Annotated in this window: 26 protein-coding genes; 19 read left to right on the forward strand and 7 right to left on the reverse strand. The window is 62.4% G+C overall.

Annotation, left to right across the window (positions count from 1 at the left end; genetic code table 11):
• Nucleotides 1-72: 72 nt before the first annotated feature.
• Nucleotides 73-588 carry a hypothetical protein gene (locus IFT67_RS18640; RefSeq protein WP_192239595.1) on the reverse strand — a complete coding sequence of 172 codons (516 nt, stop codon included), beginning with the start codon at nt 586-588 and terminating at the stop codon, nt 73-75.
• A 289-nt stretch (nt 589-877) separates the two neighbouring features.
• Here IFT67_RS18640 and IFT67_RS18645 point away from each other — a divergent pair, with 289 nt between their 5' ends.
• Both IFT67_RS18645 and IFT67_RS18650 read left to right on the forward strand, forming a co-directional pair.
• The gene (locus IFT67_RS18645; protein WP_192239596.1) at nt 878-3,991 is read left to right on the forward strand and encodes a TonB-dependent receptor plug domain-containing protein; all 3,114 of its coding nucleotides are present in this window, start codon (nt 878-880) and stop codon (nt 3,989-3,991) included.
• A gap of 474 nt (nt 3,992-4,465) precedes the next feature.
• Nucleotides 4,466-4,678, forward strand: coding sequence for a hypothetical protein (locus IFT67_RS18650; RefSeq protein WP_192239597.1), 213 nt, complete (start codon nt 4,466-4,468; stop codon nt 4,676-4,678).
• A 14-nt stretch (nt 4,679-4,692) separates the two neighbouring features.
• On the opposite strand, the gene IFT67_RS18655 is transcribed toward IFT67_RS18650, so the two are convergent.
• A complete protein-coding gene (locus IFT67_RS18655; RefSeq protein ID WP_192239598.1) occupies nt 4,693-4,830 on the reverse strand; it encodes a hypothetical protein in 138 nt (45 codons plus the stop codon).
• 39 nt (nt 4,831-4,869) lie between these two features.
• On the opposite strand from IFT67_RS18655, the gene IFT67_RS18660 reads away from it, so the two are divergent.
• Nucleotides 4,870-5,175, forward strand: a complete 306-nt coding sequence (locus tag IFT67_RS18660; RefSeq protein ID WP_192239599.1) for a DUF417 family protein — start codon at nt 4,870-4,872, stop codon at nt 5,173-5,175.
• 196 nt (nt 5,176-5,371) lie between these two features.
• Nucleotides 5,372-6,247 carry a LysR family transcriptional regulator gene (locus IFT67_RS18665; protein ID WP_274602714.1) on the forward strand — a complete coding sequence of 292 codons (876 nt, stop codon included), beginning with the start codon at nt 5,372-5,374 and terminating at the stop codon, nt 6,245-6,247.
• 60 nt (nt 6,248-6,307) lie between these two features.
• Here IFT67_RS18665 and IFT67_RS18670 read toward each other — a convergent pair whose 3' ends face one another.
• Nucleotides 6,308-7,036 (reverse strand): peroxiredoxin-like family protein, encoded by a 729-nt coding sequence (locus IFT67_RS18670; RefSeq protein ID WP_192239601.1) that lies wholly within the window; start codon nt 7,034-7,036, stop codon nt 6,308-6,310.
• A 172-nt stretch (nt 7,037-7,208) separates the two neighbouring features.
• Between IFT67_RS18670 and msrB the strand changes: the two genes are divergently transcribed.
• The 8 genes from msrB to IFT67_RS18710 all read left to right on the forward strand — a co-directional run bounded on the left by msrB (nt 7,209) and on the right by IFT67_RS18710 (nt 11,760).
• Nucleotides 7,209-7,652 carry a peptide-methionine (R)-S-oxide reductase MsrB gene (msrB, locus tag IFT67_RS18675; RefSeq protein ID WP_192239602.1) on the forward strand — a complete coding sequence of 148 codons (444 nt, stop codon included), beginning with the start codon at nt 7,209-7,211 and terminating at the stop codon, nt 7,650-7,652.
• Between the two features lies 1 nt (nt 7,653).
• Entirely contained in the window at nt 7,654-8,193 is a 540-nt protein-coding gene (msrA, locus tag IFT67_RS18680; RefSeq protein ID WP_192239603.1) for a peptide-methionine (S)-S-oxide reductase MsrA, read from the forward strand.
• 68 nt (nt 8,194-8,261) lie between these two features.
• Nucleotides 8,262-8,966, forward strand: coding sequence for a glutathione S-transferase N-terminal domain-containing protein (locus IFT67_RS18685; protein WP_192239604.1), 705 nt, complete (start codon nt 8,262-8,264; stop codon nt 8,964-8,966).
• Entirely contained in the window at nt 8,963-9,931 is a 969-nt protein-coding gene (locus IFT67_RS18690; protein WP_192239623.1) for a magnesium and cobalt transport protein CorA, read from the forward strand. Before IFT67_RS18685 ends, IFT67_RS18690 begins: the two co-directional genes overlap by 4 nt.
• Nucleotides 9,928-10,500 (forward strand): hypothetical protein, encoded by a 573-nt coding sequence (locus IFT67_RS18695; protein WP_192239605.1) that lies wholly within the window; start codon nt 9,928-9,930, stop codon nt 10,498-10,500. The genes IFT67_RS18690 and IFT67_RS18695 overlap by 4 nt, the downstream gene beginning before the upstream one ends.
• A 61-nt stretch (nt 10,501-10,561) precedes the next feature.
• Nucleotides 10,562-11,011 carry a hypothetical protein gene (locus IFT67_RS18700; RefSeq protein WP_192239606.1) on the forward strand — a complete coding sequence of 150 codons (450 nt, stop codon included), beginning with the start codon at nt 10,562-10,564 and terminating at the stop codon, nt 11,009-11,011.
• 61 nt (nt 11,012-11,072) lie between these two features.
• The gene (locus tag IFT67_RS18705; RefSeq protein ID WP_192239607.1) at nt 11,073-11,474 is read left to right on the forward strand and encodes a RidA family protein; all 402 of its coding nucleotides are present in this window, start codon (nt 11,073-11,075) and stop codon (nt 11,472-11,474) included.
• A gap of 82 nt (nt 11,475-11,556) precedes the next feature.
• Nucleotides 11,557-11,760: a DUF2218 domain-containing protein gene (locus IFT67_RS18710; protein WP_192239608.1), complete on the forward strand. Its 204-nt coding sequence runs from the start codon at nt 11,557-11,559 to the stop codon at nt 11,758-11,760.
• Between the two features lie 63 nt (nt 11,761-11,823).
• On the opposite strand, the gene IFT67_RS18715 is transcribed toward IFT67_RS18710, so the two are convergent.
• From IFT67_RS18715 to IFT67_RS18725, 3 genes are read right to left on the reverse strand one after another with little or no spacing between them, the layout of a single operon-like run.
• Nucleotides 11,824-12,294, reverse strand: a complete 471-nt coding sequence (locus tag IFT67_RS18715) for a peroxiredoxin family protein (RefSeq protein WP_192239609.1) — start codon at nt 12,292-12,294, stop codon at nt 11,824-11,826.
• A gap of 42 nt (nt 12,295-12,336) precedes the next feature.
• Nucleotides 12,337-12,768 (reverse strand): GlcG/HbpS family heme-binding protein, encoded by a 432-nt coding sequence (locus tag IFT67_RS18720; protein ID WP_192239610.1) that lies wholly within the window; start codon nt 12,766-12,768, stop codon nt 12,337-12,339.
• Nucleotides 12,769-12,816: 48 nt separating this feature from the next.
• Nucleotides 12,817-13,830, reverse strand: coding sequence for a zinc-binding alcohol dehydrogenase family protein (locus IFT67_RS18725; RefSeq protein WP_192239611.1), 1,014 nt, complete (start codon nt 13,828-13,830; stop codon nt 12,817-12,819).
• A gap of 745 nt (nt 13,831-14,575) precedes the next feature.
• Here IFT67_RS18725 and IFT67_RS18730 point away from each other — a divergent pair.
• From IFT67_RS18730 to IFT67_RS18745, 4 genes are all read left to right on the forward strand, one after another.
• Nucleotides 14,576-15,181 carry a sulfite oxidase-like oxidoreductase gene (locus IFT67_RS18730; protein WP_192239612.1) on the forward strand — a complete coding sequence of 202 codons (606 nt, stop codon included), beginning with the start codon at nt 14,576-14,578 and terminating at the stop codon, nt 15,179-15,181.
• Nucleotides 15,126-15,956: a ferredoxin reductase gene (locus IFT67_RS18735; protein WP_244647530.1), complete on the forward strand. Its 831-nt coding sequence runs from the start codon at nt 15,126-15,128 to the stop codon at nt 15,954-15,956. The genes IFT67_RS18730 and IFT67_RS18735 overlap by 56 nt, the downstream gene beginning before the upstream one ends.
• A gap of 207 nt (nt 15,957-16,163) precedes the next feature.
• Nucleotides 16,164-17,315, forward strand: a complete 1,152-nt coding sequence (locus tag IFT67_RS18740) for an epoxide hydrolase family protein (protein ID WP_192239613.1) — start codon at nt 16,164-16,166, stop codon at nt 17,313-17,315.
• A gap of 411 nt (nt 17,316-17,726) precedes the next feature.
• Nucleotides 17,727-20,399 carry a TonB-dependent receptor plug domain-containing protein gene (locus IFT67_RS18745; RefSeq protein ID WP_192239614.1) on the forward strand — a complete coding sequence of 891 codons (2,673 nt, stop codon included), beginning with the start codon at nt 17,727-17,729 and terminating at the stop codon, nt 20,397-20,399.
• A 273-nt stretch (nt 20,400-20,672) separates the two neighbouring features.
• Here the strand turns inward: IFT67_RS18745 and IFT67_RS18750 are convergent, their stop codons facing one another.
• Nucleotides 20,673-21,503 (reverse strand): 23S rRNA (adenine(2030)-N(6))-methyltransferase RlmJ, encoded by an 831-nt coding sequence (locus IFT67_RS18750; protein WP_192239615.1) that lies wholly within the window; start codon nt 21,501-21,503, stop codon nt 20,673-20,675.
• 660 nt (nt 21,504-22,163) lie between these two features.
• Here IFT67_RS18750 and IFT67_RS18755 point away from each other — a divergent pair.
• From IFT67_RS18755 to IFT67_RS18765, 3 genes are all read left to right on the forward strand, one after another.
• Nucleotides 22,164-23,369, forward strand: a complete 1,206-nt coding sequence (locus tag IFT67_RS18755) for a TetR family transcriptional regulator (RefSeq protein WP_192239616.1) — start codon at nt 22,164-22,166, stop codon at nt 23,367-23,369.
• A 58-nt stretch (nt 23,370-23,427) separates the two neighbouring features.
• Nucleotides 23,428-24,783: an MFS transporter gene (locus tag IFT67_RS18760; protein ID WP_192239617.1), complete on the forward strand. Its 1,356-nt coding sequence runs from the start codon at nt 23,428-23,430 to the stop codon at nt 24,781-24,783.
• Nucleotides 24,784-24,855: 72 nt separating this feature from the next.
• Nucleotides 24,856-26,247, forward strand: a 1,392-nt coding sequence (locus IFT67_RS18765; protein WP_342450652.1) for a TonB-dependent receptor plug domain-containing protein, incomplete at its 3' end; no start/stop codon positions are given.

Genomic DNA, 26,247 nt, shown 5'->3' on the forward strand with positions numbered 1-26,247 from the left:
GCGTGCTCGTGCGAGCAATCGGACCTGCTGCCGCGGCAGGAAGGAGGGACACCAGGCACGAGTTCGCAGGCGCTAATTTTGCCGCTTGGCCTTTACACCGGGCTGCCCCCCGACGCTCAATCGGAAGCTGCCGAGTGCGGCGCGCTTTATAATTACCTTGTCGTTCGCCCGAGGCCGCCGCGCGATTACATAGTCGTCCGTCTGCGTCCACCGTGCGCCGTCGGCAAGGACGAAGCTCCACTGCCCTGTGTCATTCACCGAGGCACTCGTCAGCGTCGTCTCGATCTGCGGCAGATCTTTGCCGTTGCCGAGCAGGTCGGTGTTCGGAAGGCTGATACCGAACAGGCTGCGCCGAGTTTCGTGCATCTGTTGCTGGTCGATGACGATCACGGTCTTGTCGGCTTCTGCTGCATCCAGTGCTGCTACCGATCGATCGAAACATGCAAGGCGGGCGGAGGGATCCATAACGGCACGGCACTGCGTGACCGCCGTCAGTAAAGTTGCACGCTCCGTATTGCGCGGTTTGGCAGCCGTCGTCGCCACTGCAACCGCCGCGATACCGACCAGGCCGGTTATCGTCGACATCATCGCAACCCGCATATCGCTCCCCCAAAACCTACGTTGAGCCGGAGCGATAGGCGGACATACGGGGCGCCGCAATCGCGGCTTGGCAAGGTGCAATTCGGCCACGCACGCAGCATTGTTGCCATTGGGCAACAATGCTGACGCAATGCGACGAACTGAAACCAATGTGTAACTTAGCTTTGGACATGGCGGTTCGGTTTTGTAAAAAACGCCGCCAATGGGGCCAAACGGCCGCACTTCAGATCATGTCGCGCGAAAACTCGCCGATACCGAACAGGGACCAAATAGCACGATGCGAAACCATATATTTCGAGATTGCCTGCTGGCATCCACGATGATCACGGGTGCGGTTGCCGCATTGCCCGCGTTTGCGCAGACCGCACCGGCACCCGCGCCTCAGGGTACGACGAGCGATGACGGCGCAGCGGCGACGACGCCCGCGATCTCCAACACGCCGAGCCAGGATCCCGCCGCTGCGGGTACGGCCGAGGGTGGTGACATCGTCGTTACCGGTTCGCGTATCTCGAACCCGAACCTGACGTCGGCCAGCCCCGTGACCGTCGTCAATGCAGCGGACATCAAGCTGCGTGGCGCGACGCGCATCGAGGACGTGCTGAACAGCCTTCCGTCGTCCTTCGCCACGCAGACCTCATCGGTATCCAACGGTTCGACCGGGACCGCAACGATCAACCTTCGCAACCTCGGTGAGTCGCGCACGCTGGTGCTGATCAACGGCCGCCGCCTGATGCCGGGCAACCCATCGTCGAGCAGCACCGCCAGCGCCGCGGCCGACGTCAACATGATCCCGGCATCGCTGATCAAGCGCGTCGACGTGCTGACCGGCGGCGCCGGCTCGGTCTATGGATCGGATGCGATCGGCGGCGTCGTCAACTTTGTGCTCGACACCGATTACGAGGGCTTCAGCGTCGATGCATCGGGCGGCATCTACAACCACAACAACCGCAGCGATCGTTTCAAGGCGCTGAACACCGCCGCCGGCTACCCGGCGCCGACCGGTCAGTCGTTTGATGGGACGCAGTTCGACATCAACTTCAAGGTCGGTGTTGGTACCAGCGACGGCCGCGGCCACATCGTCGGCTATGGCGGCTATCGCAAGATCGGCGCGATCCTGCAGGGTTCGCGTGACTACAGCGCATGCGGCCTGAACGCACCGGCGGGCAACGTGGGCAACGATTATGTCTGCGGCGGATCCGCGACTGCCTTCCCGGCAAACTTCTCGCTCAGCGACGCCGTCGAGGGTGGGCCGCCAACCGGTTACACGCTGGACTCCGCTGGCCAGCTGGTTCCTGGTACGACGCTGTATAACGCCAACCCGCTGAACTATTACCAGCGTCCGGATAAGCGCTACACCGCCGGCTTCCTCGCGAAATATGAAGTCAGCGACGCGTTCAAGCCTTACGCCGATTTCATGTTCATGGACGATCGTTCGGTGGCGCAGATCGCGCCGTCGGGCGACTTCAACAACACAGAAGTCCTGAACAGCAACAACCCGTTCCTGTCCGCTGCACAGCAGGCGACCTTCTTCCGCGACAGCAACCTGGTGCGGGACGCGAACGGCAACGTCATCAATCTGACCAACCCGGACGGTTCGCAGTATCAGCAGGCGAACGTCCGTATCGGCCGTCGCAACGTCGAGGGCGGCGGTCGTCAGGCTGATCTTCGCCACACCCAGTACCGCTTCGTTGCCGGTGCAAGCGGTAATCTCGACAAGGGCATTTCGTACGAGGCGTATGGCCAGTTCGGCAGCACCGTGTTCAATCAGGTGTACCGTAACGAGTTCTCGGTTTCGCGTACCACCCGCGCACTCGACGCCATTACCGATACGCGTCCAGGGTCGGCGACGAACGGCCAGGCGGTCTGCCGCTCGGTCGTCGACGGTACCGATCCGAACTGCGTCCCGCTGAACATCTTCGGTTCGGCTGGCATCACCCCTGCGGCACTGAACTATGTCCAGACGCCGGGCTTCCAGTCGGGTGAGAACAAGGAAACGGTCCTCAACGGGTCGTTCACCTTCAAGGGAGCCGAATACGGCGTCCAGTCGCCGTTCGCGAGCGAAGGCATCGCACTGAACATCGGCGGCGAGTATCGCAAGGAATCGCTGAGCCTCGAAGTCGACAACGCGTTCCTGAGCGGCGATCTCGCCGGCCAGGGCGGTGCGACGTTGCCGATCCGCGGCAGCTACAACGTCAAGGAAGCATTCGGCGAAATCCAGGTGCCGCTCGTCAGCGATCGTCCGTTCTTCAACGAACTGACCGTCAATGGCGGCTATCGTTACTCGAGCTACAGCACGGCTGGTTCGGCTCACTCGTACAAGGGCGAGATCGTCTGGGCACCGATCTCGGACATCCGCTTCCGCGGCGGCTACAACCGTGCGGTTCGCGCCCCGAACACGCAGGAATTGTTCGCGCAGCAGTCGGTCCAACTGGACGGTGCGACGGATCCCTGCGCAGGCGCCGCAGTCAACGGCCTGGTCAATGGCAACACCGCGGCACAGTGCGCGCTCACCGGCGTTCCCGCGAACCGCTTCGGCCTGATCGCTGCCAATCCCTCGGAGCAGTATAACGGCCTGTTGGGCGGCAACCCGAACCTGCGTCCTGAAAAGGCCGACACGTTCACCGCCGGCGTGATCCTGCGTCCGTCGTTCCTGCCGGGCTTCAACCTGTCGGTCGACGGCTTCCGGATCAAGCTGAAGGACCGGATCGGCGTCATCGGCGCGGACACTATCATCGCGCAGTGCCTCCAGACCGCCGACCAGCAGTTCTGCGGCGCGATCAACCGCGATGCCAGCGGCACATTGTGGCAGGGCAATGCCGGCTTCATCGTCGACACCAACGTCAACGCGGGTACGCTGACGACGCAGGGCATCGAAACGTCGGCGGGTTATACCTATCGGTCGGACAGCATCGGCACGATCGGCCTTTCGTTCAACGGCACCTATGTCGACAAGTTCACGTCGGACAAGGTCGGCGCGAAGTTCGATTGCGCAGGCCTGTACGGCGCGCAGTGTGGCTACCCGATGTCCAAGTGGCGTCATCAGGCTCGTCTGTCGCTGACCACGCCGAACGGCATCGGTCTGTCGGGTAACTGGCGCTACCTGTCGGCGACAAAGTTCGAGCGCACCAGCAGCGACAGCGATCTGGCCGGTCCGTTCTTCGTCAACGACGCCCGCGTGAAGGCGCAGAACTACTTCGATCTGGCCGCAACGGTGCGGGTCGCGGACAAGTTCACGTACCGCATGGGTGTGAACAACATCCTCGACAAGACGCCGCCGATCCTGAGTGCAACGGCATCGCCGATCGGTTCGCTCGGCAATGGCAACACCTATCCGGGCATCTACGAGGCCATTGGCCGTTACCTGTTTGTCGGCCTGACCATCGACATGTAATCGATCCTTCGGGATCAAATTCGGGGCGGCGGGTCATCGACCTGCCGCCCTTTTTTTTGTTCAATGCTCCTCGGTCGCTTTCGACTTCCCACAAGCGGCCATGGATCGGCTTCGGGTCGGCTGCGCGTGAGCAGGACGGCTGCGGCCTCGTAAAGCAACCCGCGCAGATGGCTGTCGCCGCGCCTCGACGGCCGCAGCAACCCGCCGACACCGCTAGCGCCCGCCCCTACGGCTATCGAAACTATACGCCAGCGGCATTTCCCCCGCAGACGACGCCACGGTAGCTTCGGGGCAGAAGACAACGGAGTTTACGCCATGCAGCTGCACCCGATCGGTACGATGGAGGGCGAGATCCTTCCATCCGGCGCAACGCGCCAAACGTAAGAGTCTCGCGGTCACGTGTCATGCGGATGACACGGCGCTTTCATCGGCGACACCATCCATGCAGCCGCCGTTCAGTTTCCCCGCCCGGACGTGGCCATCACGTTCGACGAGAACCAGTCAAAGGCGCGCGCGGTCCGGCAACTCGCGTTCTCCGCGTTCGCAGACGGCCGCACGCTGGTTGCCGCGCCACACCTGGAGTTTCCGGGGGTGGGTCACATTGCCTGTGACGGCACCGACTACCGGTGGTTCCTGATCGAGCATGCCAACCAGACCGTGGTAGCCACGAGCATCAAGGCCCAATAGCGCGCGAATTGCCGTCAATCGACACCCTCAGCCAGCGATGCCCGCACGATACCGATGGCCGTGTCGTCAAGGATCATCGCCTTCAGCCCGCTCGTCACCGGTTGAGCCGCCCGGTGGCTCGCGGGCAGCCACGATGCCGAGCCTGCCATCACCAATCGAACCTCGGCGCGACCTGATGTTAGGATTTTCAGATGAATATTCTCGACCGCGACGAATTCTTCGTCTCCGAGCACGGTCGGAAGGATCTCGCCCTTCTCAGATGGGCTCTCGTGATCGTGTTTCTGTGGTTCGGCGCACTGATGTCTGCGGCGACGTATCTGATCACGCCGACTTTTCTCGTCACGATTCCCGGTGTCGCGGAGCCGAATGCGGGCGGTTTCCCTGCCATTTCGGCCGTACCGGGACAGTTTCTCCTCAAGGATGCGGTTTTGCTGGCCGCGTCCCTCGTGCTGTTGCTTGCTTCGATCCGCTGCAGGAACACCCTGGCGTCCACGTGATCATGATCCTTCGTCAGGGCCGGTGGGCAAGCCCTGTACAATATTCGTACGACATCAATTGGTATGCGTTTACATGGCCTGAGGCAATCAACTACATGATAAGGTGGCGTTCTTCTTTGAGGCAATAGCCCGTACGCTGATCGATGACCACCGAGTCGCCACCTGCCGGCTCAAGTGCTAGTATTGCCTCATGGAGATGCAGCAGATCAGGTATTTCCTCGCAATGGCGCGGGTGCTCAACTTCACGCGGGCGGCCGAAGAATGCGACGTGACGCAACCGTCGCTGACCCGCGCGATCCAGAAGCTCGAACTTGAATTTGGCGGACAACTCTTCCGCCGCGAGCGCAGCCACACCCACCTCACCGATCTCGGACGTCAGATGCTGCCTCATCTCGACCGCACGTTCGAGGCGGCGCAAGCCGCGATACAATTCGCCAAGTCCATCGAGAGGGCGGGCGTGGTGCCGCTTGCGCTTGGCGTAGATGCCGCGATCGAATCGGACACGCTCGACCGCATCCTGGAGGAGCTTGCCGACTGCTTGCCCGGTTTCGAACTGTCACTGTCGAGCGGGCCGCCGGACGATTTGATCGAAGCCGCCATGAACGGTGCGCTGGACCTGGTTGTCGTCGAACTGCCAGACGACACGCCTGATCGCCTCGATGTCTGGCCGCTGTTCGACCACAGCTATCATATGGTCACGCGTGCGGATCATCCGCTCGCCGGAGGCGGGATGCCGCCGCTGCTTTCGGTGCGCGAGGAGTCGTGGATCGATCACGAGGGCAACGGATGCGCCAGGCTCAAGGACCTAGCTGCCTTGCATGGCTTCGTGCCGATCGTGCGACACCGCGCGATCGGTATGGCCCAGGTGAAGCAGTTGGTGGTCTCCGGGTTGGGCAGTGCCTTCATTCCGCGGCCTCGGGACGACGAGCGCTTGTGCGCCTTCACATTTGCCGACGTCGAGGTCAGGCGTGACGTCGTACTAGGCGCGGTGGCGGGTCGTAAGCGCAGCATCGCCGCCGATGCCTTCGTACGCGCCTCACGCGCGCGAAGCTGGGCGGCGGCTGCCACCTGAGCAGAAGTATCGGGACACGTCCCCTGCCCACCTCGCCTGCCGTTCACGTCGTCCGCGTGTTCAGTGCATCGCCGTTAGAAACGCGACGATGTCCAGTGGATCGGGACGCAGGCGAAAGTCGGCGTCGACATGGGCGTAGCGGATGATGCCCTCCTCGCCGACGACGAACGTTGCCGGGATCGGCAGGAAGCCTCCATCGCTGCCATATGTTGCGGCAAGATCGAGCCCGATCGCCAGATACCGCCGCTTCATCTCCTCGCCTACGGGGAACGCCAATCCGCAGGCCAGCGCCGCCCCGTGATCGACGTCGCAGAGCAGCGTCGCGCCCGGTCCGATCATGTCCTGTATGGCGGACGCGCCTTCGCCGGTCTCGCCCGCCACGACGATCAGCCTCCCGCCCGCATGTTCAAGCGCGGGCAAGGCAGCCGCCCAGGACTGCAGCTCATGCACGCAGAACGGGCACCAAAGTCCGCGATTGAAGCTGATGACGAGCGGCCCTCCGTCCCGCAACTGCTCGAGCGAACGGTAGCGTCCCGACGCGTCGGGCAGCGAGAAGTCCGGGAACGCCTCGTCAACGCGAGGCGCCAGTTTTCCCACGTTCAGGCTTTGCAATCGGGCGACGAAATCATCGTAGACGGACGCGAAACCTAGAGCCGCGACGACGGATTCGGCTTCAGGGTTAGGCTGCAGCCGGGTGGTGTTCATGCCGTGCAGGATAGCGTCCAAACGCGCGAGTGTGACAGCGCCAAATCGCTTTATCATCTGGGTTGAGAAATCGTGATCGCGCAACTGGCAGTAATACACGCGTGGGACTCGACCACAACGCGAAAGACTGCAACGCTATTGAAACTATACGCACAACGTATTGGCCAAATCAAAATAGCACTGCAATAGCTTACGCGGTGAACGATAAATATGCTGAAGCACGCCTGGTCCTCCAAGATAAGTATCGGAGACTATCATGAATTTTGAAAAGTCGCAGGATGCGGTCGATCGGCTGACCCCGGAGCAACGCAGGGTTACGCAGGATTCGGGTACCGAACAGCCCTTCACCGGAGAGTATGACGGCAACAAGGAGCCCGGCATCTACGTCGACGTCGTATCGGGCGAACCGCTGTTCGCCTCGACCGACAAATACGAGTCGGGCTCCGGCTGGCCCAGCTTCACCAAGCCGATCGTGCCCGCAAACGTGAACGAGGTCCGCGACACCACGCACGGAACGGTTCGGACCGAGGTCAGGTCGGTGCACGCCGACAGCCATCTCGGCCACGTGTTCCCGGACGGTCCCGCCGACCGCGGTGGCCTGCGCTACTGCATCAACTCGGCGTCGCTTCGCTTCATCCCGCGCGATGAGATCGAGAGCGAAGGCTACGGCGAATATCTCGATCAGGCAGAGGAGGCTTAATATGCACGAGCGCGCCATTCTCGCGGGCGGGTGCTTCTGGGGCATGCAGGATCTGATCCGCAAGCGGCCCGGCATCGTCTCGACCCGCGTCGGCTACACCGGCGGCGATATTCCGAACGCCACCTATCGCAATCACGGCACGCATGCCGAGGGGATCGAGATCGTCTTCGACCCGGCCGTGACGAGCTACCGGGCCATCCTCGAATTCTTCTTCCAGATCCACGATCCTACCACCAAGAACCGCCAGGGCAACGACATGGGGCTCTCCTACCGGTCGGGCATCTATTACGTCGACGACGCGCAGAAGCGCGTTGCCGAGGACACCATCGCCGATGTCGATGCCTCCGGGCTGTGGAATGGCAAGGTAGTCACCGAAGTCGTGCCGGTCGGCGAATTCTGGGAAGCCGAGCCGGACCATCAGGATTATCTGGAGACGCGGCCGAACGGCTACACTTGCCACTTCGTGCGTCCCGGCTGGGTGCTTCCGAAGCGCCAGACGGATGACGATGCGCGGCCCGCGGCTGGGATCGCAGCGGAATAGACGTCACCACCGCGCAGCGCCGGTCTGGCGCGCAATCCTCCATGACCGCAGCACCAGGATCGCAGATTATGACCGACCTTTCGTCCTTCCCGATCACGCAACGCTGGCCGGCATCGCATCCCGATCGCATCCAACTCTACGCCACGCCCACCCCCAACGGCGTCAAGGTCTCGATCATGCTGGAGGAAACCGCCGCCGCGTACGAGCCGCACTTCGTAGACATCTCGAACAACGAGTCGAAAGATCCGGCGTTCGTGGCGCTCAATCCGAACGGCCGCATCCCGGCGATCATCGATCCGGCGGGGCCTGACGGCAACCCCCTGGCGCTATGGGAATCCGGCGCGATCCTTCTCTACCTCGCCGAAAAGACAGGCCAGTTCATGCCCGTCGACCCTGCCCGACGGTACGATACGCTTGCCTGGGTCTTCTTCCAGATGTCGGCGATCGGCCCGATATTCGGTCAACTCGGCTTCTTCCTGCGATTTGGCGGCAAGGATTTCGAGGACAAGCGGCCTCGACAGCGCTTCGTCGACGAGACCAAGCGTCTTCTCGGGGTCCTGGATCGCCAGTTGGAAGGCCGCGACTGGATCGTCGACGACTATTCGATTGCGGACATCGCGACGATCGGCTGGGTGAATGCGCTTGGGGCGTTCTACGCTGCCGGTGCCATACTCGGCCTCGACGACTATGCGAACGTCCAGGCGTGGCTCGACCGCGCGCTGGCGCGACCCGCGGTGCAGCGCGGACTGCATATCCCCGCGAAGCCGGCATGAGCGTGATTGCCGCCTATTATTACCACGAAGGCAAGCGGGTCCGGGCGATCGCGCTCGATGAAAGCATCGAACTGGGCGAGGATCGCACGGGCTTTTGCTGGATCGCGCTCGGCGAGCCCACCGACGACGAACTTGCCGCGATCCAGGCGACCTACAACCTCCATCCGTTGGCGATCGACAACGCGATGCATCCGCTGTGCCCGCCCAAGCTCGAAGTCTACAATGATGAACTCTACATCGTCGCGCAGACCGCGGCGCTGGTGGGCGATCGGATCATCTACGGCAAGATGGCGATCTTCACCGGTCACAATCATCTCATCACCGTACGGCACGGCACCGCGGGCGCGCTGGGCAATCTTCGCGCGCAACTCGAGGGATCGACCACCTTGTCCCGAAAGGGTGTCGACTATATCCTGCACGCCATCCTGCACCGCATCGTCGACCAGTATCTGCCGATCTTCGAGATGATCGAGGACGATGTCCTGGCGATGGAGAGACGGTCGCTCGACGACTTCCTAGAGCGGGAGGACGTCGTCCTCATCTTCGAACTGAGATCCGAACTCACGCGGTTCCAGCGCACGCTCGGCGCCATGGGGGAATTGGTGGGAAAGCTGGTTCGCGGCCATTTCCCCTGCATCAGCGCCGACGTGATACCCTATTTCAGCGACGTCGCGGACCATCTCCACCGTGTCCAGTCGATGGTAGACGGCCTTCTCCACGTCCTGTCCACGGTCTTCGAGGCGAGCAGCCTCCTGGAGGCGCAACGGATGGGCGTGATCACCCGCCAACTGGCGGCGTGGGCTGCGATACTCGCGGTCCCGACCGCAATCGCCGGCATATACGGCATGAACTTCAAGAACATGCCGGAGCTGGACGCGACCTACGGATACTTCATCGTGCTCGGCGTGATCGCAGTGTTCTGCGTGTTGCTCTTCGTGCGCTTCAAGAAGGCCAAGTGGCTATGACGACCCCACTGACCGACGTTCTCGAAGCGGTGCAGGCGTTCGTCGCCAAGGGCTACGACCACGAGTACCGCGTCAAGGACAGCACTCTCGTCGATCTCGAACTCGGATCGACCATCGAAGCGTGCACCATTCGCGTCGATGCGGCGTTGCGCCTCGAAAGCGGCGATGATGGCGAAGACGCCTCCAACATCTACGCGATCACCGACCCGGCGACCGGGCACCGCGGCCTGTTGATCGACGCGTTCGACGTGTTCCACGAAATCTGTCCCCGCGACCTGTCCGAGCGGCTCGTCGCGGATCGGGAAACGGTGGCGGCAAGCGACCGGGACGCGCCGACCAAGCACGGACTGCGCAAGGTCTTCAAGGACGAGTTCCGCTGCGATCCCGAGCGCTACGTTCTGCGCGAAGGCTTTCCGGACTTTCCGTCATGCCCGTTCGGCGGCGGTTTCAGCATCCTAGGCTTCGACACCGCCGAGCAGGACTATGTCTGGCTCGTCACGAGCATCATCCGGGATCCCCGGCTGATCCGCGTCCCCTACCAGGGCGAAGACGTCATCAGCGACGAATAGCGGCGTCGCCGGACCACTTGTCCGCTGAAGTATCGAAGCACCGTAACGCAAGGACGTCATCATGGACTGGAACAAGGCCCATATCCGAAACACAATGCTCTCGCTGGAGACCGCAGCCCTGCAGAGCGCCCGGGGAAACTACCTCGACTATGTCTTCACCGCTAAGGTCGATCAAAGCGAACCGGTCGAGAACGACGAACTGGCCCAAGCCGAAATGGCCAGCGACCTCGCCGAAGCGCTCGACGACACGCTGCACGATTACGCCGACAAGATCGACAAGCTCAGGATGATCGATTTCGGCCCCAAGTCGACCGTCGAGGAAGGCGCCGTCGTCAAGCTGTCCGGCCGCTACTTCGCGATCGCGGTTTCGACCAGTAGGTTCACCTGTCAGGGTCGGGAAATCATGGGCATTTCCACGATGGCGCCGATCTTCGCAGCGATCGAAGGCGCGCGAGCAGGCGAGACCGTGCAGTTCAATGGCCGCGTACTCATCGTCGAAGCCGTGGAATAGGGTCCGCCCACCGGCCATCGCGCGGGTGCCGAACGCCGCTCATCTCATCAAGGGCAAGCTCATGACGACACCGTCGTTCTTCATCACCCCCGGCTACGGGACGCGCCTGCATGACGCGCTGCATTACTCCCAGGCGATGCGCATCGGCGACCGCGTGGAGATTTCCGGACAAGGCGGCTGGAACGACGATCTCGTCATTCCGGAGTCGATCGAGGACGAGATCGCGCAGGCGTTCGAGAACGTCGAACGGACGCTCGCGACAGCCGGGGCGAACTGGGGCCACGTCGTCCACGTCAATTCCTATCACGTCGGCGGCTTCCCTCCCATCATCAACGAGACGATGGCGAGGCTATTCCGCCACTACATGCCCGACCGCGCGCCGATCTGGACGCAACTGGGGGTCGAAGCGCTGGGGCTTCCCACCATGCGTATCGAAATTCGCGTGACAGCGATCATAGCGTGATCCGCCTTGGACCTGCGACGCGACGCTTATCTCGATAAATTCCACGATTCTAATCGAAGCACACAGTCTACGGGAGCTCTTCATGTTCGAAGCCGAAGCACGCATCGCCACCATCGATAGCAGCCGTTATCTGACCGAGATCGCCAAGGCGTGGGTGCACACCTATCCGGTTCGCTACGATGCGCTGACTGCGGAGATCGAGCTTCCCGGGGGCCAGCTTATCATGACAGATCGCGTGGCTGAACACGATACCGGGGTGCGCTGCGTCTGGCATGAGATTTCCTGATCTCAAGCGGGACGATTGAACCGCCCAAATCTAGCAGTCAGGATTGAGCCCTCGCTGCATAAGCTATGCCTGACTCAGGTCCGCGATAAGCGTGTCCGCATCGAGATGGAAATCCGAGAAGACGATACGGCCGCCTGCATCGATAACGGTGAACCAAGGTGTTCCTCGCGTGCGGTAGTCTTCCATGAAGGTCGGCAGCGCCTGCCCGGTCGGTGGTTCATCGTGACCGAAAGCGATGGGAAGCTCATATTTGAGCTGGTTCATGCGCAACGTCTCGAATGTGTTCTCGTCCGCCCCTTCGAAGACGGTCTGGATCACCGCAAACCCCACGCCCTGGGGGCTCAACGCGCGATGCAGTTTTTGTAGCGTCGGAAATCCATGCAGATGGCAGCCGGGGCACCAATGCTGGAACGCGAACAGGATCTTTAGGCCGGTCCCGAGGTCCGACAGCGCAAGGGGCGCGATCGCGTTTCCGTCGTGGCCGATCCATTTCTGCACCCGCAGCTCGGGGGCTTGGCGTTGGTCGATGCTCATATGCTGCTCCAATTACGATGCGGATCGTCGGCTTGGCGGTCGTCAGGCCGGTAGCTCGAATCCGATTTTCTCGAGTGCCGCGACGCAGGCATCCTGATCCTGCTGATAATTACCCCCGGAGATGCCGATCCCACCGATCAACTTGCCGTCCTCCAGGATCGGATATCCGCCGCCGACCGCCACCATCCGCGGGCGATAGGCCAGCGGCGCCACCTTCGGATCGTTGGTCACATAGTCGTTCCAGACGTGCGTCGGGAACCCGAACGAGGCGGAACTCCAGGCCTTGTCGATGGCGACGTCGACGGTGAGGAACGGCGCATCGTCGGTGCGCTCGAACGCGCGCAGATACCCGGTGGCGTCGACGACGGCGACGGCAGCCGGGATGCCGATCACGCGGGCTGCGGCGATCGCCGCGTCGATGAGGGCGACCGCGGTTTCGCGGTTGATCGATGCGGTGGCGATGGATTTGGCCATGGGTTTTTCCGATTCTGAGGTTGGAAACGATGTTGGCGGCGGTTGCCGTCAGAAGCCTTCGAGCGCGATCTTGCCTCTCGTCGCGCCGCTTTCGATCAGCGCATGCGCCGTCTCCAGATTGGCGGCATTGATCGGCGACAGGGTCCGGGTCAGCGTCGTGCGGATCTTGCCGTCGTCGACCAGCACGGCCAGCGCATCGAGGATCTCGCCCTGCTCATGCATGTCGGGCGTGCCGTAGATCGACCGTGTGAACATCAACTCGTAGTGGATCGACACCGCCTTGCGCTTGAACAGCATGATATCGAGGGCGATAGGGTCGTCGATCAGCACGAACCGTCCTTGCGGGGCGATCAGTTCGGCGATGTCGGCGACATGCTGATCGGTATGCGTGATCGAAAAGACGAAAGCGGGAGCGCCGATGCCGAGCGCGGCAACCTGCGCCGCGAGCGGCCGGGAATGGTCGATGACGTGGTGCGCGCCGAGCCCCCTCACCCATGCCTCGGTTTCCGGCCGGGATGCGGTGGTGATAACGACGAGGTCCGTGCATTGTCGCGCGATCTGGATGGCGATCGAGCCGACCCCGCCCGCGCCACCGACGATGAGGATCGCTGGCGCCGCGCCGGGAACGGGCTTCGCCACGTCCAGGCGATCGAACATGGCTTCCCACGCCGCCAACGCCGTCAGCGGCAGCGCCGCCGCTTCCGCCCAGTCGAGCGACGCGGGTTTGCAACCGACGATCCGGGCATCGACGAGATGGAACTCGGCATTGGTGCCCGACCTCAGAAGCGATCCGGCGTAATAGACCTCGTCGCCTGTCGCGAATTGCGTCACATCGGGGCCGACCTCACGCACGATCCCGGCGGCATCCCATCCCAGCACCTTCCAGTCGCCATCGGCGGGCGCCGTGCTGCTGCGAATCTTGTAGTCGACTGGATTGACCGAGACGGCCTTCACCTCGACCAGGATGTCGTATCCTGTAGCGACGGGCCTGAGCAGATCGATGTCGACCAGCGCGGCATCCTCGGCGATGGGGCCAGGAAGCTTGTAACCAACTGCTTTCATCAGGTATCTCCAGATTGCCGCGCCCCGATGCCCTGATCGATCAGATCGAAAGGTCTTCCGAATTGGACTGGCATTGAGACGCTGCTACAACCCGAACTATGGCGGGGTCGGCATAGTATTCCCAATAGCGAGGAAGCATAGTTTTCATACCCACCGCTATTCACATCGCCGATCCTGGCATATTAGCTACGAAAACGATCCAAAAATCTACGCCACACGGCCGACAATACGTTTGAGTACACTTCCAAAGACTAGCCACTTGGGCACCTATCTCTCCGACAGCAACAGGGGATGCGACGCATGAAAACATTGGGCGCGATCCGTGTGAGATGCAGCGTGTCGCCTTTCGACACCGCATGTCGCGGCGTTGTAGGCCGTCGGCACGGTACACCGCCGGTACGGTCGTCGCCCGTACCGGAAAACCCGCCGACCGCTTCGCGTATGTCGAGGACGACGAAATCGAGGCAGCGGGCACGTCGAGCGGGATCGAAACCTATATGCGGGCGCGGTGTTGCGATGCTATAGAAACTATAGCAACAGGGTATTAGAAAATCAGGCTCGCCTGGCGCTATAGTCCCCATGCAATCACCACGCTTCGCAGCGGACGATATCATCGCTATTCTGATACAGAACTCGGCATATATTTGGCAGACGATCGATTGACCGGTTGCGGATGCTGAGAGTCTTCAAGAGATCTCAAATCGAAGCCAGTTTCAACCCGTCGTGCCAAGCAAGGGGATTCGCAATGGTCACAAGAGGATTTACGGGCCGCGGCTCGGGCGGGGATCAGTCGAACCGGATTCCACCAGGCCAGCATCTTGTGGAGGATTTCCCCGTCCTGTCCGCCGGCCCCACGCCGCACGTGGAGCCTTCCGATTGGAAATTCACGGTCAAGATCGGTCCAAAGCCCGTCAAAGTCTGGAACTGGAGCGAGTTCAACGCGCTGCCGAAGACGAAGGTGACCAAGGACATTCACTGCGTCACCTCTTGGTCCAAGCTGGATACCGCCTGGGAGGGCGTACTCGTCGAAGATATTCTTGCCGATGCCGGGCTCGACCAGCCCACCGATTTCGTGCTGGCGCACTGCTACGATAAATATTCGACGAACGTGCCTTTGGCGGATCTGCTTTCGGGCAAGGCGATGGTCGCGCTCACCTATGCGGGCAAACCGCTTTCGCGCGATCATGGAGGGCCGGCGCGCCTTCTGGTCCCGCATCTCTACTTCTGGAAGTCGGCCAAGTGGGTGAATGCGCTGCAATTCACGACGCGCGACGAGCCGGGATTCTGGGAGGGGCATGGCTACCATATCTACGGCGATCCGTGGCGCGAGCAGCGCTACACCAATGACTGAGGGCGGCGCGCAGACTGTGCCGTGGCAGTCATGCACGATCAAGGACATCGTCCAGCAGACACCGAGCATCAAGAGCGTCTTCCTGCGGTTGCGCGAACCGTTCGCGCACATCGCGGGGCAGCACGTCGATGTCCGGCTGACCGCGCCCGATGGCTACAGCGCGATGCGCAGCTACTCGATCGCGTCGGCGACAATTTCGTCCCCGATCATCGAACTCGCGATCGAGCGGCTGCCGGATGGCGAAGTCTCGTCGTTCTTTCACGATGTCGCGGCGGTTGGCGACGAGATCGAGCTTCGTGGTCCACTTGGCGGCCATTTCCTGTGGCCCGCCCCTGCCTCTGCCTCTGCCTCTGCCTCTGCCCGTGCCCCTGCCGTGGACGCGGTGTTGCTGATCGGGGCCGGCTCCGGCCTCGCGCCATTGATGGCGATGATCCGACAACGCCGCACACAGTCCCCGGCGGTGCCAACGGCGCTGCTCCTGTCCGCCAGGACCGCCGAAGACGTTCTCTTTTCGGAAGAGCTTCGTGCCACCGAGGCCAGCGACGCAGCATTCGTCCTGGCATTGGCGATCACGCGCGAAGAACCGATCCGCGCATCGGACTTCGGGCGACGGATCGACGGCGTGATGGTGCAGGACGTCGTGGCCCGGCTTCACCGAAAGCCCAGCCAAGTCTTCGTTTGCGGGTCCAACGGTTTCGTCAACATCGCGACCGAGGGCGCGCTGCTGGCCGGCCTGGACGCGTCCATCATCAAGACCGAACGCTACGGTGGCTAGGGGTGCAAGTGATCTCGCGTTGCCCCGATCGCGGACGTGCGCAGTTCTTCGTCGAAGTCAGCCGCTAGGTCCGCGCGCTCGATCCTTGGAGAGGCGGAGAACAAGCAATGGCCCGATCCGTCTGCTAAGCTGGAAGAAACCGCAAGCGAGCGGCCGTCGCGTCTAAGCCGCAGTCAGGATAGAGGCGCTCAGAGCTTGGAGACAGTCATGCCGCCCGTTCCCTTCACGATAGACGTGCCGGACGCTGCGCTCGAAGACCTAAAGAACCGGCTCTCCGCGACGCGCTGGCCGCGCTCGATCGACGATGAAAGCTGGGACGATGGCGCAAGCCTCGCGTTCATGCGCCGGCTTGCAGACCATTGGCAGAACCGGTTCGACTGGAGACTTCAGGAACGACGGCTAAACCGTCTGCCGCAGTTCATGGCCACGATCGACGATCAGGACATCCATTTCGTACACCGGCGCGGCATTGGCCCCAGCCCGATCCCCATCGTCATCACGCATGGCTGGCCGGGATCGTTCGTCGAGATGGAACAGCTGATCCCGCTGCTCGCCGACCCGGGCGCACATGGCGGCGATCCTGCCGATGCCTTCCATGTCGTCGTGCCATCGCTGCCCGGCTACGGCTTCTCGCCCGCGCCGGCAAGAGGGGGCATCAGCTCGCGGGAAATCGCTTTGCTGTGGCACAGGCTCATGGCCGAGCTCGGCTATCACAGGTTCGCCGCGCAGGGCGGCGACATCGGCGCAGGGGTATCCGTCTGGCTGGCACGGCTGTTTCCAGACGTCGTCCGCGGCATCCATCTGAACTTCATCCCAGGCAGTTACCGCCCCCCGACATCTGCCGACACCGCGCCCGTCACACTCCAGGAACAGGCGTATCTCGATCACGTCGCGCAATGGTCCGCGCAGGAGGGAGCCTATGCCGCCCTCCAAGGCACCAAACCACAGACCCTGTCGTTCTCGCTGACGGATTCTCCCATCGGGCTCGCGGCCTGGATGACGGAGAAGTTCAGGTCCTGGACCGACTGTCACGGGGACCTCGAAAGCGCGATCCCGCTCGACGACCTGCTGACGGATATTTCACTGTATTGGTTCGGTGATTCCCTCACCGGATCGCTCAGACTCTACAAGGAAAACCGGCTGCGCCCTCTCGTGTTCGAGCAGCGTGAGCGCGTCAGGCCGCCGCTCGGCGTATCGGTGTTTCCCCGCGAGATCGCCATGCCACCGCGCTCGTGGGTGGGGCGGGTCTTCGACGTACAACGCTGGACCGAAATGCCAGCTGGCGGGCATTTCGCCGCGCTGGAGAAACCGGACCTGCTCGCGGCTGAAATACGGGCGTTCTTTCGACCGTTTCGATGATTAGCAGTGCGCCGAACGCGTTCAATGGTCTGGACGAACCGTCTCATCTGAAATTAACGAGCTGACCCAGAACCGACATCTACGGATGGTTTTCCGCCTCCGACGTCTGCCATTCGTTTATGCAATTGAACACACTCGACGGTTCACTCAGCAGTTCCAACTCGCTCTCACCGAAGTGCGATAAAATTACAACATTGTTACAGATGCGTAATCTGCAGCGAAGTTTCCGATTGCCAGACAGAACCCGTTGTGGCCGTTTGTTCCACGATGACGGTGCATTAAAATGACATCGTCACGACATTCGCAGGGCTGATCAAAAAGCGTTTTCGATACGCCCAGAGTAATCGACGATCGAGGGCAGGAACATCTGGAGAAGGCTCTTGAAGGGCCGGGTTTCTTAAGGGGTTTCAGATGATCAGATACACGACTTCGACCGTTGCATTGGCGGTCGCACTGCTATCGGGCTCTGCCGCTTTTGCGGCCGGATCCGGTAGTGGCCAGGACGTCGCCATAGCCTCTGCCCAAGATTCGACGCCCCAAGCAGTAGCGCCGGCCGAGGCCGAAGCACCTAGCGACATCCTCGTTCTCGGTACGCGCCGTACCGACCGTACGCTCGCGAACTCGCCCTCGCCCGTCGACATCATCAGTTCGGCCGATCTGACGACGCAGCCCGCCGCCAACATGATCGATGCGCTGAAGAACATCGTTCCGTCCTTCTATGCCGGGCAGAACTCGATCTCGGATGCGTCGACCTTCGTGCGCTCGCCCTCGCTTCGCGGCCTGTCGGGCGATCAGGTCCTCGTGATGCTGAACGGCAAGCGGTACAACCGGTCGGCGCTGGTGCAGGTCTATGGCGGCAGCGACACCGGTCTCGGCCGCGGCGCGCAGGGCCCCGACATCTCCGCGATCCCGTCGCTCGCGATCGGCAACCTCCAGGTGCTACGCGAAGGCGCGACCGCACAATACGGCTCCGACGCCATCGCGGGCGTGCTCAACTACGGTCTTCGCGAGGATCAGGGGATCGAACTGGTCGGCCGCGCCGGCCAATATTATGCCGGCGACGGCGAAAGCTATCAGATCGCCGGGAATGCCGGCCTCAAGGGTGATTGGGGCTTCATCAACGCCACCGGCGAATATGTCGACGAAGGACAGACCAGCCGCGGTCGCCAACGCCCATCGGCAGCGAACTTCGCGCAGAACTTTCCCGCGCTCGCCTCGCAGCTGCCCAACTACCCCCTCCCCGTGCAGATCTGGGGCAACTCTCCCTCGCACGGCTTCAAATCGGTGCTGAACGCCGCGCTCAACGTGACCGCGGACAGCAAGCTCTACTTCTTCGGCAACTTCGCGCAGAGCAAGGGCAACCAGAGCTTCAACTACCGTCCGTCCGTCTCCAGCACTGCGGTCGACACGAACGGCGTGGTGCGCAATCAGGGCGCCAACGGCGCGTTCAACAACACGTTCTTCCTGACCCCCTGCCCGGCTGGCAACGCGACCTGTCCGACCGGAGGCTTCGTACGCGATGGCAACACGTTCCGGTACAGCCAGCTCTACCCCGCGGGTTTTACCCCCCGCTTCGTCGGCAAGACGCAGGAACTCTACGGCGTGCTTGGCTACAAGGGCACGGCTGGCGACTTTACCTACGATCTTTCCGGCACGCTCGCCCGGAACAAGCTGTCGCTGTCGATGTATAATTCGGCCAACTTTTCCTACGGTCCAGCGACGGAGACGAGCTTCGACTTCGGCGATCTGATCCAGAAGGAAGCCAACTTCAACGCCGACTTCACCTATGCCGCCGACCTCGGCCTCGCTGCTCCGCTGACCATCTCGGCTGGTGGCGAATTCCGTAAGGAAACCTACGAGCAGACCGCAGGCGACCTGCAATCCTATAGCGCAGGTCCCTATGCCGTAGCGCAGCAGCTCTACACGTTGACTGCACCGGGCGTTTACACGCTATCGGGTGCGACTGCGCCGCAGGGCGTGGGCGCCAGTGGCTATGCCGGCACGAGCCCGGCAACGGCAGGCAAGTTCAGTCAAAAGGCCTATGCCGCCTATGTCGGCCTGGAGACGGATCTCACCGAGGCGCTGACCGTCGGTGCAGCGGGCCGATACGAGCATTACAACACGTTCGGCGATGCCTGGGTCGGCAAGGTCAACGCGCTCTACAAGTTCGTCGAAGGATTCTCGGTCCGCGGCAGCTTCGGCACCGGGTTCCACGCACCGTCGCCGGGTCAGTCGAACGTCTCGATCGTCACCACGTCGTTCAACAACGGTGTCGCTTTCCAGGCCGGAACGTACCCGACGAATACCGCGGTCGCGCAATATTACGGGGCGACCAACCTGTCGCCGGAGAAGTCGACCAACTACGGTCTGGGCGTCATCCTCGAACCGGTTCGCGGCATGACCATCACGGTCGACGGGTACCGCATCAATCTGCGCAACCGCATCGGCCTGACCTCGCCGTTCATCGTCACGGCAGCGGACCTCGCGGCGCAACCGGCGCTGCTGCCGGTCGGCATCGGCGGTCAGGTTCAGTACTTCACCAACGGCTTCAAGACCCGTACGCAGGGCATCGACGTCGTCGGGACGTACCGGACGAAGCTGAGCGATGCGCTGCTCAACTTCTCGCTGGCGTACAACTACAACGATACCAAGGTCACCGATTACGACGCCCGGATCATCAGCGTCGCCCAGCTTATCGACGCCGAAAATCTCGCGCCCAAGCACCGCGTCGTGTTCAATGCGAACTGGTCCCTGGACAATCTGAGCTTCAACGTTCGCGAGAACTATTACAGCTCATTCACCAGTGCCCAGGATTACGGCCAGACAAACGGCGTTGCGAACCAGAGGTTCGGCGGCAAGTTCACCACCGATCTGGAACTGAGCTACACCTTCAACTACTTCACCCTGTCCGTCGGCGCTCAGAATTTCACCGACGAGCATCCTGATCGGTTGGCTCCCAATTCGACGGTGCAGATCTATCCGCTCACCGGCGGCACGTCGGATGGCCAGGTCTATCCGCGTAACGGCGGTCCGTTCGGCTTCAACGGAGGTTTTTACTACACCCGTCTTCGCGTGAAGATTTGAGAGGTCGCGGGGGCGCTCCGGCGCCCCCGCTAATTTCACTGTCTTTGCAGGACTTTACCGCAAAGCTGCACCCTATCCCAACTCGAAGAATGATCGGGCCGAAGCTTCTTAAGCCGCAAAGGCGCTCAACTCGTGCTGTTCGCGAAAGCACTGCAGCTTTTCGCAGCGTCGAACGGTGTTTTCGATGCCTCGGCAGGGATCGGGAAGTTCAAATGGCTGGAGCCGGAGCAGTAGCGGCTTTCGATCGTCGTCGCCCCTACCATCGGGCACTCTTTAACTGGCCAACCAATCGGTCGTGATCTCGCCCCGATGTCCCTCCGGCGCCAGCACGGCGCGCAGGGCTTCCAGCATGGGTGGCAGCGCCTGTGTGAAGGCGTAGGGCGGGTTGACGATATAAAGGCCTGCGCCATTATAGATGCCGGGCTGATCGTCATCGTACAACCAATGGTCAACCTGCAGCAGTTTTGGGATGCCGAGCTTGCGTAACTGCTCCGTCCACCGCGAATGCGTGGTGCGGTCTTTCAGCGGATACCAGATCACCGTCACGCCATGCGCCCATTTGCGGTGAGCGGCAGCGAGGGTGGCTGTGATGCGTTCGCGCTCATCGGGCTGCTCGTACGGCGGGTCGACAACCACCACGCCCCGCGCGGTTCGGGTCGGCAGCATCGCCAGCCAAAGCTCGTAGGCGTCGCGCTCATGCACGGCAGCGGATGTGCCGCGCATCACGCCGCGCAGGGTGTAGGCGTCATCGGGATGTTTTTCGTTCAGGATTAAGAAATCCTGCGGGCGCAGAAGCTGCGCCAGTATCCGCGGCGATCCGGGGTATAAGCGCGGCTCGGCGCCTACGTTCACCGCCCGTATGGCGGCGCGGTAGTCGTCCAGCAACGGGTTCGGGTCGGCAAGGGCCCGCAGGACGCCCTGCGTGGACTCGCCGGTACGTTGGGCATCCTGGCCGTCGAGGTCGTACAGCCCGCAGCCGGCATGGGTGTCGATCAGGGTCAAGGCGCCCTGTTTTTGCTGCAAGGCCTGCACGAGGGCGATCAGCAAGCTGTGCTTGACGACATCGGCACTATTGCCAGCATGGAAGGAATGGCGATAATTCATTGCTTCTCAAAATCCTGACGATCTACCTTTATGCGTGCTGCCGGGTGCGGTTGCCGAGCACGAGGCGACCGAAGTAACTGGTCCGGTGCTATTATAAAGGCGGACGGAAACGTTCAACGCACTTCTCCGCGGCGCCTCAAGCCAGGGTCAGCGATCGTCACCAGAGGCCGAGGCGCAAGGCTCCGGGCGCGGCGCCAACCCACTTCGGTGACGTGGCCGTGCAATTCGCGGTTCGGCAGCGTTACGGATACCCGGTGAAGACCAAACTCCCGTAAATGCCAGTTCGGCAAGATATGCTCGCGACTGAACTCGGCCTGGGGTTCGGAACGGTGGCAAATGAAGCGGTGGTCCACGTCGCAAATAGTCGTGACGAAACGATCGGCGCTACAATACATGAGGCGCCTGTTGCGATCGTGGAAGGCGCCGTCGTCTATGATTGGCATCCTTGAGCTATAGGCGCATTCGGGAGTAATCAAAGGCTAGAGGTACGCTGCCCACGTGGCTGCCAGGGAAGCTTGATCCACCATCGCACGAGATGAATAAGTTTCTGCTTCCACGGAGGCGTCGATCGCTGTGGAATGTCCAGAATTGGTGGCAGTCCTCAAAAAAGCTCGGCGATCGATCGTGACGTTGCGCACGACGTACGCTAGCGCAAGCCGGGTGGACGTACACGACTCTGCTGGCCGGGAAGGCATTGGTCAGGACGCGATCGTCGATGCCGCCATCCGTATAATCGTTCATGACGGCCTTGCTGGATTGACGCTGCGCCCGCTCGCATCGAGCCTGAAGGTCAGCGTCGCTGCGATCTCGGCGCGGATGGGTACCAAGGACGAACTGATCGACCGCATCGTCGATATCGCCGCGCAACGCGACCAGCTTTTCTTCGACCGATGGTCCGCACTGGCTGCCCAGATGCCACCGGGTGACAGTACCGTACGCGCCGCGCTCGCGGATCTTGCGTTCAGGGACTGGATGACCGCAGGGGGGCAGCAGGCGATCTTCCTGATCGAGCTTGTCCACCATCACGCGTTGCAGCAGGCGCCGTCGCGCATACTCGATCAATGGCTCGCGCGAGCCGGTGCATTTTGGTCGAACCTGATGTTCGGCTCTCCGACGCTCGCCGACCTCGCGCTGGGTTATGTGCTCGACGAGGCGGGGTTCGCGCTCGGCGCGAGCGAAGAACCTGCCTACGCGGTATTGCGCGTGCTGTGCCTGCAACGGTTCGCCGACGGGCTCCGTCCGTGCGGCGGCGCCGGCGGTACAGCCATCGAACGGTTGATCGCGTTGCTCGAACCGGACGATCTCCCCATCGCGGTGCCCGACGATCCGAAACGCCAGCGCATCGCCGACAGCGCCGCCCGGATCATCGTCTCGCGAGGCATGGACGCGGTCACCCACCGCTCGGTGGCACTGGCAGTGGGGGTGCCGGCGTCGACCGTGGTGTATCATTTCGGGGGCCGAGCAGCGCTGGTCGTGGCGGGGCTCCATGCGGTGATCGCCCGTTTCCACGGTACTCGCGACCGCGCACGCGCCGACAAGACCCCGCCGGGCGACGATGCGGAGGCGCGCGATCTCGTCAAGGCGACGTCGATGATCGCGCTGGCCAGTGTGCGTGAGCCGAGCCTGCGGCCCTACGCGCTCGACATGCGACGGCGGCGCGGCGAAAATATCCGCGTCACCGATCTGATGACGCTGGGGTTCGGTTCGCGCTCGGATGCGGGGTTCGATCGCGCGACCGCACAGGTCATCTCCATCGCGCTGTTTGGCATGCGGATGGTCGCTATGAGCCGCAACCTTCCAGAAGATGCGTGTTATCGCGGCGCGTTCGCGGCGCTAGATGCCTGGAACGACGAACGCGCCGACTGAGCGCCGGACACCCACGCCGCTGTCATCGAACGGGAACATCTACGGCCTAAGCGATGGCGTGGACCGCGGCATAATCACACGGAGTACGCCATCGGTCAGCCAGATGCTGGCGCTGTCGATGCCTACCTGGGTTTTCACGGGTTACGACTTGGCACGACGCACCTTCCTCGCCGCCTATCTCTCCTATGATCTGTGTTTGCCGATTGCGGCTGTTGGATGGCTCGTAATCCTCGCTGGCCTCGCCGCAATTCCGGCGGAAATAATCGCCGGCGCGCTGTGCGATCGCGGACCGGGGCGGCTGGGACCGCGCGTATCGTGGATGCTGTGCGGCACGGCGCTGCTCGTCGCCGGTGGCGTCGTGATGCTGTGTCTCGACCGGACGAGCAGCCTCCTGCTTGTCGCTCTCGCCTTGATCGCGCTGGTGGTCGGCTGGGCGGTCTGCAATGTGACCCACGGTGCGTGGGCGCTAGAGGCAACGCGGGACGGCATAGGCCGCGCCCGCGTGTTTGGTCTCCGATCGCTCGCCGGGATTCTCGGCGCGATATCATTTTCATTGATCGGCGCGCTCCACACCGGCCGCTGGTCGCCGTTCGCGGCGATCCTGCTCGTTGTGTCGATCGGCGCACCCCTGGCTCATGCCGGCCTGATCCTGTTCGTCCCCGACCGCGCATCGCCGCCAATAGCGTGGCATCGCGGTACACTGTTGGAACCGGTGCGGCTGCTGTTCGCCAATCGTGGGAACCGCCGGCTGGCCATCCTGTTCGCGCTCAACGGCGCGCATACCGCCGTCACCGGCACCGCCTATCTCTACCTCGTCGACACCGCGCTCACGCTTCCCGGCTGGGGACCTACCGGCGTTCTGGTCCAATCGATCTGCGCCGCGATCGGCATCGCCGCAGCGATTGCCAGCGGATCGCGTGTGCCGCCCACGTGGACACTGAAGGCCGCGTTCTGGATCAACCTGCTGCTCGCTGTCTCGCTGATCGTGCTTACTCCCGGTCGGCCGGCGGCGCTGATCGTCTGGACGGCGCTGTTCGGCCTGGTCTCGGCAGTCGACTTCATGGCGTTACGGCTTTTGCTCGGCGAGCGACTTGATCTTGCGGCGCGCAACGGCGACGTAAACGCGCGCGCCGCGGCGCATTATGCCGGCTTCCACCTGCCCTTCAATCTTTGCGGCGCACTGGCGACGGGTCTGTTGTTCGCAGGATACCGGTTGCTCGGGTTCGATCCGGCAACGTCAATCGGGACTGAACATCCGTACCTAGCAGCGCAGCTTATGCCGGCCGTGTGCGCGGCGCTGCTGATGGCCATCTCGATCCAAACGTTGCGAAACCGAGACGTAGGCGCTGAGAACGCTATTCCCGGGAAACCATTGGCTCTCAAATCGGATATGGTTCGAGCTGAACAACTGTAATCCTCCTGTCACGGAACGCCTCTACAGCACTGCAATGCCCGCTGACGGATCAAGGGCAGTTGGGGAACTACTGTGAAAATCCTAAATTTCGGACGCCTTCTGACGGGAACGGCTTTGCTTCTTTGCGGTCTGGTCGCTGAACAAGCGTATGCGCAGTCGGCGCCCCAAACGGCCGAGCCCCTCGGGCAGGCGGCCAACGCTGGCGCGGACGACGAAGGCCTGACCGACATCGTCGTCACCGCACAGCGTCGCCTGGAGAAGGCGCAGTCGGTGCCGATCTCGATCACCTCGGTCACCGGGGAACAGTTCGCCAAGACCGGCTATATCGGCCTTACCGACCTGCAATATGTCGTCCCCGGCGTGCAGTATAACCCCACCCAGGGCGCCGCCTTCCAAATCCGCGGCGTCGGGAGCAGTTCGTTCGATCTCTCCAACGCCAAGTCGGTCAACGTCGTGGTCGACGACGTCGTGATGGACAACCAGCGCGACAACGGCCTCATCGGGCTGGTCGACGTTGCGCGTGTCGACGTGCTGATGGGGCCGCAGGGTACGCTGTTCGGGAAGAACTCGACGTCGGGCGTGATCTCGCTGACAACCAACAACCCGGTTATCGGTCAGACCTCGGGCAATTTCTACGGCAGCTATGGCGAGCGCAACGATCGGATCGTCAACGGCACCGTCAACGTGCCGATCAGCGACACCGCTGCGCTCCGCGTCTCGGCATTCGAGCAGGGCCAGGACGGCGCCGGGCGCTATGTGACGATCAACCGCAACCTCAACCGCGTCGACGAATACGGCGTCCGCGCGAAGCTGCTCTACCGCCCGATCGACGCACTCGAGTTCGTGCTCGCCGGTGAATATACCCGCCATTACGACACCTCGGTGCGCACGCCGGTCGGTGGTCCTGCCGGATCCGTCTTCGCGCCCTCCGCCGCGATCACAGCACAGATGGCGGCGCTCGGCGTGGTCGCCAGCGAGAAGAACACCGACTCGCTCGACAGCTATCTCGGCTCGATCGGCATGACCAACAAGGGTGGCTCGCTCCACGCGAATTACGACTTCGGCGGCGCCACGCTGACCTCGATCACCGCCTACCGCGAGACGGTGTACGACAACGACACGCCCGCCGATCTGCTACCGGTCGACGTCAACGCGTATCTGCCGTTCAACATGGGCCGATTGCGCTCGAAGAAGTTCAGCGAGGAGGTCCACCTTGCCTCGTCGACCGGACATTTCTTCGAATATCTCGTCGGCGCATTCTACAACAAGCTGAACGCCACACAGACGCAGCTCCAATGGGGCCCCCTCGGCGCGCCGGTGTTCGACGCGAACGGCGTGGGTCGGCCTACATTGTCCGCGAACACCGGTGCGAACGATCCCGTGACCGGCGTGCTCCTAGGGTCAGGACTCATTGGTCATAGCCAGAAGATGACGGTGGCCGCGAGCGCGACGGCAGAGAAGAAG

This window comes from Sphingomonas sp. CFBP 13728 (assembly GCF_014841895.1).
Taxonomy (GTDB): domain Bacteria; phylum Pseudomonadota; class Alphaproteobacteria; order Sphingomonadales; family Sphingomonadaceae; genus Sphingomonas.

Excerpts from the sequence above, each read along its gene's own strand:
- IFT67_RS18735 (WP_244647530.1), top strand. The coding sequence starts at position 15,126 with ATGGCTACCATATCTACGGCGATCCGTGGCGCGAGCAGCGCTACACCA.
- IFT67_RS18660 (WP_192239599.1), top strand. The coding sequence starts at position 4,870 with ATGAATATTCTCGACCGCGACGAATTCTTCGTCTCCGAGCACGGTCGG.
- IFT67_RS18695 (WP_192239605.1), top strand. The coding sequence starts at position 9,928 with ATGACGACCCCACTGACCGACGTTCTCGAAGCGGTGCAGGCGTTCGTC.
- IFT67_RS18740 (WP_192239613.1), top strand. The coding sequence starts at position 16,164 with ATGCCGCCCGTTCCCTTCACGATAGACGTGCCGGACGCTGCGCTCGAA.
- msrA (WP_192239603.1), top strand. The coding sequence starts at position 7,654 with ATGCACGAGCGCGCCATTCTCGCGGGCGGGTGCTTCTGGGGCATGCAG.
- IFT67_RS18665 (WP_274602714.1), top strand. The coding sequence starts at position 5,372 with ATGCAGCAGATCAGGTATTTCCTCGCAATGGCGCGGGTGCTCAACTTC.
- msrB (WP_192239602.1), top strand. The coding sequence starts at position 7,209 with ATGAATTTTGAAAAGTCGCAGGATGCGGTCGATCGGCTGACCCCGGAG.
- IFT67_RS18645 (WP_192239596.1), top strand. The coding sequence starts at position 878 with ATGCGAAACCATATATTTCGAGATTGCCTGCTGGCATCCACGATGATC.
- IFT67_RS18745 (WP_192239614.1), top strand. The coding sequence starts at position 17,727 with ATGATCAGATACACGACTTCGACCGTTGCATTGGCGGTCGCACTGCTA.
- IFT67_RS18700 (WP_192239606.1), top strand. The coding sequence starts at position 10,562 with ATGGACTGGAACAAGGCCCATATCCGAAACACAATGCTCTCGCTGGAG.
- IFT67_RS18690 (WP_192239623.1), top strand. The coding sequence starts at position 8,963 with ATGAGCGTGATTGCCGCCTATTATTACCACGAAGGCAAGCGGGTCCGG.
- IFT67_RS18725 (WP_192239611.1), bottom strand. The coding sequence starts at position 13,830 with ATGAAAGCAGTTGGTTACAAGCTTCCTGGCCCCATCGCCGAGGATGCC.
- IFT67_RS18710 (WP_192239608.1), top strand. The coding sequence starts at position 11,557 with ATGTTCGAAGCCGAAGCACGCATCGCCACCATCGATAGCAGCCGTTAT.
- IFT67_RS18640 (WP_192239595.1), bottom strand. The coding sequence starts at position 588 with ATGATGTCGACGATAACCGGCCTGGTCGGTATCGCGGCGGTTGCAGTG.
- IFT67_RS18685 (WP_192239604.1), top strand. The coding sequence starts at position 8,262 with ATGACCGACCTTTCGTCCTTCCCGATCACGCAACGCTGGCCGGCATCG.
- IFT67_RS18730 (WP_192239612.1), top strand. The coding sequence starts at position 14,576 with ATGGTCACAAGAGGATTTACGGGCCGCGGCTCGGGCGGGGATCAGTCG.
- IFT67_RS18705 (WP_192239607.1), top strand. The coding sequence starts at position 11,073 with ATGACGACACCGTCGTTCTTCATCACCCCCGGCTACGGGACGCGCCTG.
- IFT67_RS18720 (WP_192239610.1), bottom strand. The coding sequence starts at position 12,768 with ATGGCCAAATCCATCGCCACCGCATCGATCAACCGCGAAACCGCGGTC.
- IFT67_RS18715 (WP_192239609.1), bottom strand. The coding sequence starts at position 12,294 with ATGAGCATCGACCAACGCCAAGCCCCCGAGCTGCGGGTGCAGAAATGG.
- IFT67_RS18750 (WP_192239615.1), bottom strand. The coding sequence starts at position 21,503 with ATGAATTATCGCCATTCCTTCCATGCTGGCAATAGTGCCGATGTCGTC.